The following is a 13320-nucleotide window of genomic DNA, read 5'->3' on the forward strand; positions in this document are numbered from 1 at the left end:
TATCAGCTCATCAAGAGTTTCAAATCTGTTAATTGCCGTCCCCCCCTTAATGTATCCAGTAATTGCTGATAGTCTGCAGTTATTTTGTAAGGGAATTTATTCAACACTGCTTTCATTTGGTGGTATCCTTCACTTGTTTTGTCCGAAAACCGCTCCATTTCCATAAGAATTGTATTTTTTACCTTCTCTTGATTCATTTTTACCATCCTTTACATTTTTTTCGTTATAGCATCCGTGGCTTGTCTGTTTTGCTAGACATTCATATCTAGCCTAAATCATAAGAATTAAGGATTGTTCCTTTTATGTACATTCAATCAAATCTTAAACTTCATTAGTATTTTTTACTCCAACTTGTTTCATAACCGCCTCCTTCAGGTTAACTTTTTTCTTACAACAGTGATTCTATCCATTGCATTCATCTTTATTACTGTCATTCACTCCTAAAAAAAGGTTTCTTCTTTCAAAAAAACCAGTTATTTTATAATCCCTGCACACGATGATACAATGAACTGAAAGCTATTATATCAGTATTATGATTGTAAACAAACAAAAATAGATATAAACATGCGTTATAAAAAAACGCTTAGAAACATTGGCTCTAAGCGCTAAAACTATGGATTGTCATAAAAAAACTTCTGAATATTTCTCATTAAAAAATATAAGCGTTTGCAATTCTGTCGTCAAATCAATGTATTGAATATTCACATGTTTGGGTACGATCACTCGGTCAGGAGCAAAGTTTAAGATCGCTGATACGCCACCTTTCACAATTTCATCGATTGCTGACTGGGAGTGTTTACTTGGAACCGTTGAAATCGCAACTGTTACTTTTTCTTTTTTGACGATTTCGCCAAACTGTTCGATTGGATAAATAAATTGACCATCGATTTCTTGGTTGACGATTTTAGGGTCATTGTCAAATACACAGACGATATTCAAATTTTCATTTCTTCTAAAATTATTGTGCTTTAAAGCTTTCCCTAGATTCCCATACCCAACTAAGGCAATTCGTTTTTCCTCTTCCGTCTTTAAGATCCGATCAAATACTTCGATCAGATAAGGCACTTCATAACCATAGCCACTGCGCCCCAACTCCCCTAAATATGAAAAATCTCTACGGATCGACGCAGAAGGTACTTGGGTGATTTGACTAAATTCATTTGATTTAATCCGCTTCACACCTGAATCATTGAGCATTTTTAAATAACGTAAATATAAAGGTAGTCTTTTAGCTGTTGCTTTTGGTAAAACCGCTATTTTTTCTCCCATCTTCAAACTCCTTTGTTAATTTCTTCACATAGTCAGTTTATCATTTATCCTCTCTTAGAGCAACAGTAGGGAACATAAAAAAGAGTCTGGGATTGATCCCAGACTCTTAAATAAGTGTAAGAACAAATAAAAAGTAATGTTTTTAAAGTATGTTTTATTAAACATAAAAAAACGGTTCAATCTACTTTCTTATTCTTGTCAAAGCTCACGATAATTTCAAGACTCTTATAACAAATCAGCAAATTCTTCTACTTGTTCAGCTTCGGTAGCTGTATGGATCGTTTCCATTTTTAAACCAGAAAGAGCTCGTTCGATCATTTCTTCGATTGGTAAACGTTCTTCGTATTGATGAACTTTATCAAGTCGTGGTCGGGTCTTTGGTTGAGGTGGGGCAAAAATCGTACAGCAATCTTCAAATGGTTGGACTGAAAGCTCAAAGGTATCGATTTGTTCAGCTACTTCAATGATTTCTAATTTATCCATCGTAGCAACTGGACGAATGATAGGCGTATTCGTTACTTCATTGATAGCAACCATGCTTTGTAAGGTCTGCGAAGCTACTTGTCCTAAAGACTCCCCATTAAGGATAATCAACCCATGGCGTAATCGGCGGATCTCATCCGTTAATCGCAGCATCATCCGTCGAGTAATCGTCATCCAGTACCCTTGCGGAATGTTTTTCTTGATTTCTTCTTGGATCTCAGTAAACGGTACCTCGATAAACTCGATTTTACCGACATAAGGAGTCAATTTTGCTGTTAAATCTTTTGCTTTTTGTAATGCTTGCTCACTCGTGTAAGGTGGACTAGCAAAGTGGACCGCTTCAATTTCGACACCACGCTTCATGGCAAAATAACCAGCCACAGGTGAATCGATTCCACCAGACAACATCAACATGCCTTTACCACTCGTTCCCACTGGCAATCCGCCTGCTCCTTTAATCGTTTCATAGGATAGGTAAGCAGCATCTCGACGGATTTCTACCCGTAGTGGAATATCTGGTTTGCGCATTTGTGCTTCTATATCAGGGAAGATATCTACCACCGCATTTCCTAACGTTTGATTTAATTCATTACTTGTTAATTCAAAGTCGTGGTCACTACGTTTCGCAATAATTTTAAAGGTTTCTTTTCCTGTATAGACTTCTTTCATGATAGCTTGAACTGCATCTTTTAACTTTTGAACATCTTTTTCGATTCGAATACTTGGTGAGAAATTTTGGATACCGAAAATTTTAGCCAATTTAGGTATAACTAATGCACTATCAGCACCATTTAACAGTAGGTGCATCCGGTCACGATCAGCATGGATCTTGATTTCGGGGAAATCACTCAATGCTTGACGAACATTTTGAGCAAGTTGCATAATAAAACTTTTACGGTTTTTTCCTTTTGTTGACAGTTCACCATAGCGGACCATGATTTCACTATATTTCACAAAAACACTCCTTATTGATTAATTGATGGTTGAAAATTTCTTATATAATTGTTTAAAAATGATCATAAATTGTTCTACTTCTGCCATAGAATTACTTTCATCTAAACTAATGCGAACAGCTGACGTAGCTAAATCATCAGGCACATGCATGGCATGCAACGTGCTACTTGCAAGGTGTTTACGAGAAGAACAAGCACTAGTTGTAGAAATAAATATTTGTTTTTCTTCTAACGCATGAACAAGGACTTCTCCTCGAATCCCTTTGAGTGAAAAACATAAGATATGTGGTGCATAATCTTCTCCCTCTGAAAAAATAGTCACTTTTTCATAGGCTTTCAAAGCGTTGATCAATGCCTCTTTTAAATGTTTGGTGTGATCTGGCTTTTGAAGTTTTCGATCCAATGCAATTCGTAAGGCTTTCGCCATTGCGACAATCGCAGGAACATTTTCTGTTCCACTTCGTTGATTTTTTTCTTGGCCACCACCATTAAGAAGCGGTGCTAAACGTCGTCCCTTCTTCCAATAAATAAAACCTATACCACGTGGTCCATGAAATTTATGAGCTGAAAACGTCGCAAAATCAACTCTTTCGGTCAGCCATTCAGATAAAGAAACTTTTCCGATTGCTTGCACAGCATCCACATGAAAATGGATTTTAGGGTATTCTTTTAGCAACTCACTAATTTCTAAAATTGGTTGGATTGATCCAATTTCGTTATTGACTGCCATGATTGAAACCAATACTGTGTCTTTACGAATTAGTTTCTTCAATTCATCAACAATGACAAATCCTTGATTATTTACTGGCGCTATACTAACTTCTACCCCTAGAGATTTAAGTTGTTCAGCTGTTTCACTTACAGCAGGATGTTCTATCCCAGAGATGATCATGTGGTTTCCATATTCACGTTTTTCAATCATCGTCCCTTTAAGTACCCAATTATCGCCTTCTGTCCCACCAGAAGTAAAATAAATTTCATCTGGAGTAACAGTGATCAGCTCAGCAATTTGTTTTCTAGCTTGTTGTAACAAACGGTTTGCTTGATTGCCTAAATCATGCAAACTTGACGGATTCCCAATAATCCGCTGACTTGTCTTTATATAGGCATCTAAACTTTGCGGAAAGATTGGGGTTGTCGCACTATTATCAAAATATATCATAAGAAACCCCTCTTTTTTGAAATTCTTTACTATTATAACGGTTGTCCCAATTGCTTTCAAGAGGAGGTTGTTTTTTCAGAAAGTTTCGTGTAATTGAACACGCAAAAAGACAACACTTGGTGGATTGACCAGTGTTGCCTTTTTAGTTAGTTTTATTAAACTAAATCAGGATTCTTAAAATAAAAATCTTCAATTCGCTTGAAAGCACCAGGTTCAACACGTTCGAGTGCTGTACCGATCTCATCCAGAGCTTCTTGATAATGATGTTCCTTATTGAATAAGTAATAACTTTTATCAATTGCTTCTCTGATTTCTTCATGTGTGTGGCGATAACGATTTGCATACTGTAGCATTTGTTCTGTCAGTGCTGCAGCATCCACTAAATCATGCGTTTTCTTATCAAGTAAGTCTAAATCTTCTTCACATAACGTAACTAAGCGATTGACTTCTTCCATATTGACTCTGATTTTATTTAGCACGATACTTAGCTCTTCAATCCGATCAGTTGCCACAAAGAAAAATTCTAAATAATCATTTGGTAGACCAGGCAAACGTTGTTGTTCCACAAAACGTTTTAAATTACGCAATTTAAATTCGAAAGTATCGATTTTTTCTTGCGCTTCTTTTTCACCTTTTCTTAACTCGTGTAGTGAGTCATCGATTTCAACTTGTTGGTTTTCGATATCTTCTAAAACTTTGAATACTTTTTTATAGAAAGTCCGTACTTCAGAATATGGTAACAAGTGTTGCTGGATTTGTGGTTTCATCTGTTCGTTTTGACGTTCGATTTCTTCCACTTCTGTTTGGAATCCGCGTACTCGACCAATTTCATTATGATTCAACGCATAACTTTGAGCAGTATGATCTAACTCAATCAATAATTGACGATTGTTTTTTGTGGCATGTTTGATGTATTGTTCAATGGTTGCTTGATTGGTTGTGACATAATTTTGGGCTTCCATTTCCCGCTCTAGAATGTCGTAGAGCGAATCAATCATACTAGCAGTTTCACGATTCTCGAATTCAACCGTTTCAACTTCTGTTTTTTCAAGATTTGCTAATGAACTTTCAATACGATGGCTTACTTTTTCAATCTCACCAACAAGATCTTCTTCTGGGAAAACATATTGTTCCTGCATCAATTTTTCATAAGTTTGCTGGATTTCTTCCAGTTGTTCTGGGAAAGTAGTGTTCAAATCTTCAAATAGCGGCGGAACTTTTTTCATCAAAGCTTCAACTTCATACGTATGTTTTTCTGCTTTATCCAAAACTTCTCGAGCTTCAACAGGATCACCTGAAGTATTCAATGCAACAAATTGCGTGAATTCATTTTCGATCATCTTGACTTGCTTTTGTAATTCAGGAAACGCAGGACCGTATTCTTGCTCATCTTCTCTGATTGTTTCTTTCAGTTCTTCATAGACATCCAAAGCTTGCTGAACCGCTAGTGAATTACGTTCTTCTGTTTCACGTAACTCTTTTAGTCCATCACGAATCTCAGAAACTTTCTTTTCCATTTGGTCCATGGTTTTTTCTGCTTCGATCACAGCTTTTTTACCTTTTAAAAATCGGAAACTCTCATTAAGATTTTCTACTTCAAAAATTTGACTTTCTAACTCAGCAAACGAGGAAGTGGATATGTCATTCCATTTTTGACTCCATTCACGAAAGGTATTTTGGCTTTGCCCCACCAGATGCATTTTTTTAACATCATCGACTTCTTCAATCACAGGCAAGTCGAATAATTCTTCCTTGCGCTTTTCCAAGGCGTCCAATCGATCTTGGTTTTTTTTCTTCATATAGTAACTAACCAAAAAGACGACTAGGGCGACTATAATGATTGCTATGACGATTCCGATGATAACATTATTTCCCATTTAAGGTACCTCCGTTTTCAATATGCATCTATTTTTTATGCTTAGTTAAATAATTTGTGTGCATAAAACAATAAATACGTCTTCCGTGCAAAAGACATCTATTGTAAATTATAACACACAATTTTTAAGCATTCACTAACTTCATCGAAAATCTTTTATTCCTACCTAGAAAATAGCATAACCAGTATGAAACGCCGGTTTATTTTGGTTTGTTTCGTCCATTCAAGACTGTTTCTTTCGAGTCGCTTGGGCGATTTGCCGTTGAATTTCTTTGGCGATCTTAGGTTCAGGGGCACACTGCTCTTCCCAGTTATCAGGTTTTAATACCTTATTCGTGACCGGATGATAATGTGGTTTACCATCTGGGAATAATTTCCCCATGTTTGCTTGGTGAACGATCTCAAATATCTTCGTAGGATCAACACCCAATAATGAAAAAGAACCATAAGTAAAATATAAAAGATCGGTTAAAGCATCGACTTGCTCGATCAAAGGTGCTTGTCCCCATTCTTTTTTAGTCAACATTTTTTGTTCTGCTTTCTCTAATGCTTCGTGAAGAGCTGTTACTCCTTCGTGTAATTGTTCCTGATCTCCCTGACAATTGGCCGCAATCAATTCGACTAATTCTTCGATTTTAAATTCTGCACGATAAATGGCTGCTTGTTTCGAAAATGCAGTCGGTACATCAGGTGAACGAGGGTCAAAAATTTTATGAAACTCTTCTACTTGTTGAAAGGGTGTTTTCTCAGACATCTTTTTCTACCTTCTTTTCTTACTTCTCTTAACATTTTAACTGAAGTCTAGTCTATCAACTGTTTTAGTAAATCAAACCATAATGCTTCAGTCCTTGATAAATTCCGTCTTTTTCATTGGTATCAGTCACATAATCAGCAGCTTGCTTAACTTCTTTTTGAGCATTCCCCATAGCAACCCCGATTCCGACACCTTCCAGCATCTCAATGTCGTTATAATGATCACCAAATGCCATGATCTCGGTCATTTCGATCCCCATGTCTTTGGCAAAGGCTGCAATTCCTGAAAGCTTTGAACCACCTTTTGGAATGATATCAACGGTATACGCATTGGACCGTTGAAAGCTGCACTCCGGAAACCGCTCTTCTAATTTTTCTTGTTCTGATTCCTGACTCAATAAAATACATTGGTAAATTGGCTCATCAAGAATCTCCAGTGCCTCATATCGCTTTTTCTGTCGATGTGGGCTAAAAATTTGCAGTCCTTTTTTCATCAATCGAACGGGAAATTTTTTTGGTAATAAACTAACTAAACGTTTGATCAAAATCGACTGTCCTAATAGCATCGTGGTCGAACCAGCTAGTTGATCTCTTCCACCAAAAATGATCTGGCGATGGTTCTTATCAGCATATTCCACGATCTTACTTAAAACGACTTGATCAAATGGTTGATCTACAATCGTTCGTTCGGCAGTAAATACCAATTGTCCATTATAGACAACATACATATCTAATTCCAATTCATCAATCACTTCTTTGATTTTAACTGGACTCCGCCCAGTTGCTACACCACACAATATCCCATTTTTTCTAGCATAGCTAATCGCACGTTTAGTCGAAGCAAGTGCTTTTGAACGGTCGTTGACTAATGTGCCATCAATATCAAAAAAAATTGCTTTGATCATTCAACGCTCCCTCTCTAAAATAAATCCATTTGTTGTGGGTTTAAGCCTTCCGGTTTTATTTTTAATATTTTTTGTAAAGCTAACGCATTTTCTGCAGCATCTCCACCAGAATTGTTGTTAAAGATAATTCCGATCTCTTTCGTTTTTGAGCTAACAGAGTCAATAGCAGTTGCTAGTTCTATCAGTTCCTGCTCAGAATAGCGATAAAGAGTTCTTTTTTTACGCCAATCTTTATCATTGGCCTGCCAACCTTGAGCATTTCTTCCGTGAAACCTGAAAAGAGCAAAGTCTGGATTCGTGATGAATGGGTCAAAAGGAACTGTTGTGTTTAACAACTGTGGTTCATCAATTACTGCCAAAGAAAATTCTGCTCGAGTCATGAAGCTTCTCGTGCGCTCAACGAATTCCTCACTGTACCACGAAAAGTCCCGAAGTTCGATTGCTACCGGATAGCCAGCAAACCATTTTCGAAGCTTACGTAGGTATTGTACACTTTCCTTGGTGCATTTAAAGGAAGCTGGAAATTGGACTAAAAAACAAAAAAGCTTGTTCGCATCACTCATTGGTTTCATTACTTCCAGAAATTTAGCAATCATTTCTTCTTCTGTTTGATAATATTTTTCCCAGTCTCCTTGACCACTGATCCCTTGATACGCCTTAACAACAAAACGAAAATCATTTGGAACCTCTTGCACCCATTTTTCTACCGAAGTTCGTCTTGGGATTCCATAGTAAGCTGTATCAAGCTCCACTAATGGCAAATATCTAGCATACTCATAAAGTGTGTTATTCTTTTTTCCAGTCAATTTATCATGTTCTTTAAATGAGGTTAATCCGATTCGTATCATTTCAAGCCACCTTTGCTTTTCCATCCAAAAATCAACTATGTATAGTGAGATTTACTACTCATTGCTCAATGCCGCGGATAGCAAAACTCTTTCATATAGTATACAATAAGCGTTAAAGCCTATGCAAAATTATATGTAAGGAAGTCCGAAAAAAAATGAAAAAAATTCTAATTTTACACACTGGCGGAACGATTGCCATGAGAGAAAATCTTTTAACTGGTGGAGTGAGTCCTGATGTTGTGAATCCTTTGCTAGATGCTGAAATTGAAATTCCAGAAGATGTTGATTTAGTAATAGAAGATATCTTTAATCTTCCTTCACCTCATATCATGCCTAAACATATGTTAATTTTAAAAAAACGGATTAATGAAGCCTATCATTTGGGGTTTGACGGTGTTGTAATCACTCATGGAACAGATACGTTAGAAGAAACCGCCTTTTTCTTAGACACGACGATTGGAGATAAACTGCCGATCGTACTAACTGGCGCTATGCGATCCAGCAACGAATTAGGGAGCGATGGGCTGTACAATTTCGAGAGTGCTATTCGAGTCGCTAGTTGTAAGGAAGCAAATGGAAAAGGTGTATTGGTCGTAATGAACGATGAGATCCACTCCGCGCGTTACGTGACCAAAACCCACACGACAAATGTTGCCACTTTTCGTACACCCACATTAGGTCCAATTGGTCTAGTAACAAAACATCGGATCTTATTTATGCAAGAATTACTAGAAACTACACGCTTAGATATCACTTCAGTCAATGGTACGATCCCAATCGTTAAGGCTTATGCGGGGATGCAAGGTGATCTATTAGAAGCTATCGCCCATACCAAAGTAGATGGCCTAGTGATCGAAGCTTTAGGAGCTGGCAATTTACCACCACAAGCTGTAACAGCTTTGAAAAAATTATTAGTACAAAAAATCCCAGTGGTCTTAGTTTCCCGGTGTTTTAATGGGATAGCAGAACCTGTTTATGACTACGAGGGTGGCGGAAAAGAATTAGCAAACATGGGGATTATTTTTTGTAATAGCATCAATAGCCAAAAAGCTCGCATCAAACTACTGATTGCCTTGAATCACGGGTTAAAAGATCAATCATTGATTTCGTTTATTACTCAATAAGTTATAGCTAAATCACATACGAAAATTCCTGACATTAAAATTCCGTTCTAAAAAAATCCAGAGTTCGTTTAGCAATTGAACCAATTTTGCGCATTCTTTTTTCAATCATGGAAGGTTATCGATCCTTACCTATTACTGGATATCCAAAAGTCTTATTTCCATGTTAGAATGTCCAAAAGTATGAACAACTAAAGAATTCTTTATTATTCAGCACTTCGGCAATCAATCAAAAAAGAGGTTGAGACAAAAGTGTTCAGCATCAAGAAATAAGAAGGAATTTCCGAAAATTGCTTCTCAAATTTTTGGTAAATTTCGGCTTATTTCCGAAGATGCTACTTTTGTCTCACCGTGAACAAGAGGTCGTGAAAAGAGTGTTTTGACCTGAGCGTTAAGGATGGAAATCTCGAAACAGCTTCCCATGTTTTGAGATTTTTTGACTTATCGCCGAAGGTCAGCTCTTTGAACACCGTTTATCCGTTTTTAGAGATACTAGAAGAGACTGAGACAACTTTTGTCTCAGTCCCTTTTTTCCCTTGTTGTTCCTGCTTATTTCCCAGAGCTAGACACTTCTGCGACAACCTCTTTCCGATTGGAACATCGTTTGCTATTAGCAGTTTATTTATTTTTCCAAGTGATATTTGCTTCACAATAGAGTTGTTCTTGCATTCTGATTTCATGTCTTGTTTTCACACCATGTTCCATCTCTACTTGTTCATAATGACTTTCAATTTCATTTCCATATTCCACTTCTTTGTCAAAACGGATCAAAACTTTTTCTGGTACATGTGTCGTCAAGAAATCATAGCCTAAGACATCAATAATCCAGTTGAAATACATGGCATTGTTCACATGTTGGTTACTATCGATATCATAGAAACGCACGCGATAAGGTAACATCGTGCCCGATTCGATCTTTTCTATTTTTTCTTGCCGTTTGATTTTTTTGATTTTTTCGCTTTCAAACGGTGCAATAATTTCTTCATTGACGCTACTCATTTTCCGATTCACAAAATCCATTAATACAAAAACTGATTCTATTTTTACCAGTTCTGTACCTTCTTCATCATGAATCCAAAAATTACGATAACAAAAGAATTTATTGTACTCCATGGCTTGTGTTGTTATAGAAATCGTCTCTCCTACTTTAGGCAAACGAGTGATTGTCATTGAATAATTGGTAATGACCCAAGTCAGTCCAAAACTATTGACAAATTTACTGCCACGATCAAGCGCATCACTTTGATCTTCCGATGTCTTGATCACGATTCCTAACATTGATGGAAATGTCATGGTCTGATTAATGTCACATTCATAATATGAAACTTCATGTTTTTTTGTATATCTCTTTGCCAAAAAAACACCCTCCTCTTATCTTTTCGCTAATAATTGATCCACTTGTGAACCATAACTTTCCCCAAACATATTTAGATGGGCTAACAAATAATATAACTGGTAAATCGGCAATCGTTTTTCCCAATTTTTTTCCAAAGGATAGACCATTTGATAACTTTGTAAAAACTCTGGACGAAACCCACCAAATAGCTGGCTCATAGCTATGTCCTGCTCACGATCACCGTAAGAAACGGCTGGATCAACGAAGACTGGTTCTCCTTGCTGATCAAAGAACACATTACCACTCCACAAGTCGCCATGCAAGAGGCTAGGGACAATCTTTTTATCACTAAAGTTTTCTAACACGTATTGCTTAAAAGAAATAAATGTTTCTTGGCGGTTTTGATTCCAATGGTTGTTTTTTTGTGCCAAAGCAATTTGACTTTCTAGACGATTTTTGAAGAAGAAAAGCCACCAATCTTCTTCCACGTGATTGAATTGCGGAACGGTCCCTAAATAGTTATCCTTTCGATACCCAAATTGAGGAGCGGTTACCTTATGCAATTTCGCCAAAGAAACGGCTAGATCTTTTTGATCTCCTTTGCCAGGTTCGATCCATTCCATCAAAAGATAGGCACCATCTTTTTGTTCGCCCAGCATGTAAGTTTCAGGTACTCGAACGTAGGGAGCTAGTTCTTTTAACCCATCCACTTCCGCTTCAAAAAAAGACTTTCCAATATTAGGATGAAGCTTTAAGAAATATGATTTATTTTGCTCTTCAATTCGATACGTTTGATTAACGTCCCCACCAGTGATAGGTATCACTTTGCCTTCTAATTGGATTTCTGCTAACACCGACTGAATATTCATCTCTACTCCTCCTTACATGCTTTTCCAACCTATTTGTTAGCTATCATTATATCACAGAGAATCTAAAACAAAGAAAATAAGTCTAGTAACTCTTTGTTCAACAGTAAAAGTCCGTTGCTCATATTTATAGACAAAAAAAGAGAGGCTTCTTTCAAAATTAGTAACCCTACTAATTTCGAAGACTAACCTCGTCTTTCTTTCAATCCCTTATTTACTTTCTTTTTCAGTAATCTGAGACACCAATTCGTCTATTTTCTTCATACTTTGAGTAGAATCAGTTTTTTAAGCCAATGCGCCCATTGGATCCCAAGGAGCTAAAACGATTGGTTCTTCATTGAAGGCTTGGAGTTGCTCTTTCGACAACAAATCTTTGCGAACAACGATTTGATACGTGTATTCGTTCATCCAATCGTCACTCATTACAAAAAATCCTTTATTGCCAACTTTTTCTCCCCAGCTATTTTCGACTTTCCATTTCGTTGATTTCCCATCAACAAGATCGACTCCCGTCAATACCATCGCGTGGGTCATTAAGCTTTCACCATAATCTAAACGTTGTGCTTTAGTCATCGTAAAATCTACATCGAATAAGTCATCCATGTCGTAAACATCCAGTGCCATGACCCCACTATCTCTAGTTGAAGATTGTCCAACATCACAACCAAACCAAACGGACTCTCCTTGTTCCAGTTGGGCAATAGCCAACTGTTTAAACGTTGACATATCTACGTTCAAGTAACGAACTTCTTTCCCGCCAACCACATTACCTAACATTTCTACAGTGTAAGAACGATCAAAAGGTTTGTCTTTTGTCGGTGCATTGATGATGCTAACGTAATCATCTAGTTTTACACCAATATATTTATCATAAAAGAGTTGAGGTGTAAGCTGTTGGTCAATATGATAATTGTTTTCTTCGTCACGGTATTCAAAATCAAATTCTTTTGGTGGTGTTCCTAAGGAGATGGCTAAAAATTGATAGATTCCTTCTAGCATTTCCTCTTTTTTTGCTTGAATCGCTTCAGCAGTTTCACCACCGGCAATCATTTCACGTAAGACCGTCGCATCTTTACGCAACAATTTATTCAAGTAATTATTTAAATCTCGTGAATTTGAACTATTTGCACTTTCTGGCATAACAGATTTAGGAACTACACCATATTTCTGGAAGAGGGAAACGATCATATCCCATTGTCCGCCATCTTGTTGTGGGGTTGTTAATAAAAAGGCTACTTTTCGGCTATCTAAGGCATCATTCCCTGTTGCGATAATATTTTCATAAAAATAATTAGCTTTTTCATATTTGTCCCAGAAAAATGTATAGTTTTGTGATAATTCAAATTCTTTCAAATGGAATTGATTGAGCAATTTATGTCGGAAAGTATTTAATGCTGCAAACATCCAGCAACGACCAGATTGTTTCTGATTTGAAACCTTTCCCGTTGATAAATCAATTGAAAAAACCGGTGTATTAGACACATGGGCAGCCACATTTTCAGCAGAAGCGGTGATCCCATTTTTTACTACCGCTCTTTGTAGAGCTTGTTGTTTGTTGTTTTCTTCAAAACCTTTTGCAAATTTTTTCGTCATTTCAGGTGTAATAGCTTTCATCCAATCATCCTTCCAATCAAAAATATATCTTTAATTCTACCCTTAAGTGGTTTGAAATACAACGACTCACTTTTAATCGTTACAACAAATCGACTGAATCCCCCTCACGACAACCCTTTTTTGTTATTCTCAAA

The 13320-nt window shown here is 36.9% G+C and carries 12 protein-coding genes; 1 reads left to right on the forward strand and 11 read right to left on the reverse strand.

Annotated elements, in window-relative coordinates; translation table 11 throughout:
- Positions 1 to 2: 2 nt before the first annotated feature.
- The 8 genes from IGK81_RS10110 to IGK81_RS10145 all read right to left on the reverse strand — a co-directional run bounded on the left by IGK81_RS10110 (position 3) and on the right by IGK81_RS10145 (position 8249).
- Entirely contained in the window at positions 3 to 197 is a 195-nt protein-coding gene (locus tag IGK81_RS10110) for a hypothetical protein (RefSeq protein WP_034698940.1), read from the reverse strand.
- Positions 198 to 621: 424 nt separating this feature from the next.
- Complete coding sequence (locus IGK81_RS10115; protein ID WP_010718730.1) at positions 622 to 1269, reverse strand: redox-sensing transcriptional repressor Rex; 648 nt, start codon at positions 1267 to 1269, stop codon at positions 622 to 624.
- 225 nt (positions 1270 to 1494) lie between these two features.
- A complete protein-coding gene (gene thiI / locus IGK81_RS10120) occupies positions 1495 to 2706 on the reverse strand; it encodes a tRNA uracil 4-sulfurtransferase ThiI (RefSeq protein WP_010718731.1) in 1212 nt (403 codons plus the stop codon).
- Positions 2707 to 2724: 18 nt separating this feature from the next.
- On the reverse strand, positions 2725 to 3867 hold the full coding sequence (locus IGK81_RS10125) for a cysteine desulfurase family protein (protein WP_010738070.1): 1143 nt from the start codon (positions 3865 to 3867) through the stop codon (positions 2725 to 2727).
- Between the two features lie 155 nt (positions 3868 to 4022).
- A complete protein-coding gene (locus tag IGK81_RS10130; protein ID WP_010718733.1) occupies positions 4023 to 5744 on the reverse strand; it encodes a septation ring formation regulator EzrA in 1722 nt (573 codons plus the stop codon).
- 222 nt (positions 5745 to 5966) lie between these two features.
- A complete protein-coding gene (locus IGK81_RS10135) occupies positions 5967 to 6497 on the reverse strand; it encodes a haloacid dehalogenase (RefSeq protein ID WP_034698938.1) in 531 nt (176 codons plus the stop codon).
- Between the two features lie 64 nt (positions 6498 to 6561).
- Positions 6562 to 7401, reverse strand: coding sequence for a Cof-type HAD-IIB family hydrolase (locus IGK81_RS10140; protein WP_034698936.1), 840 nt, complete (start codon positions 7399 to 7401; stop codon positions 6562 to 6564).
- Positions 7402 to 7415: 14 nt separating this feature from the next.
- Positions 7416 to 8249, reverse strand: coding sequence for a DUF72 domain-containing protein (locus IGK81_RS10145; RefSeq protein ID WP_034698934.1), 834 nt, complete (start codon positions 8247 to 8249; stop codon positions 7416 to 7418).
- Positions 8250 to 8404: 155 nt separating this feature from the next.
- Between IGK81_RS10145 and IGK81_RS10150 the strand changes: the two genes are divergently transcribed.
- Positions 8405 to 9373 (forward strand): asparaginase, encoded by a 969-nt coding sequence (locus tag IGK81_RS10150; protein WP_034698932.1) that lies wholly within the window; start codon positions 8405 to 8407, stop codon positions 9371 to 9373.
- A gap of 615 nt (positions 9374 to 9988) precedes the next feature.
- Here IGK81_RS10150 and IGK81_RS10155 read toward each other — a convergent pair.
- The 3 genes from IGK81_RS10155 to IGK81_RS10165 form a co-directional block, all read right to left on the reverse strand.
- Positions 9989 to 10726: an acyl-ACP thioesterase domain-containing protein gene (locus tag IGK81_RS10155; protein ID WP_034698929.1), complete on the reverse strand. Its 738-nt coding sequence runs from the start codon at positions 10724 to 10726 to the stop codon at positions 9989 to 9991.
- 15 nt (positions 10727 to 10741) lie between these two features.
- Positions 10742 to 11575, reverse strand: coding sequence for a fructosamine kinase family protein (locus IGK81_RS10160; RefSeq protein ID WP_010718739.1), 834 nt, complete (start codon positions 11573 to 11575; stop codon positions 10742 to 10744).
- 282 nt (positions 11576 to 11857) lie between these two features.
- Positions 11858 to 13186, reverse strand: coding sequence for an aminopeptidase C (locus IGK81_RS10165; RefSeq protein ID WP_010718740.1), 1329 nt, complete (start codon positions 13184 to 13186; stop codon positions 11858 to 11860).
- Positions 13187 to 13320: the final 134 nt, after the last annotated feature.

Source organism: Enterococcus sp. DIV0703 (assembly GCF_051711065.1).
Taxonomy (GTDB): Bacteria; Bacillota; Bacilli; order Lactobacillales; family Enterococcaceae; genus Enterococcus_B; species Enterococcus_B hirae.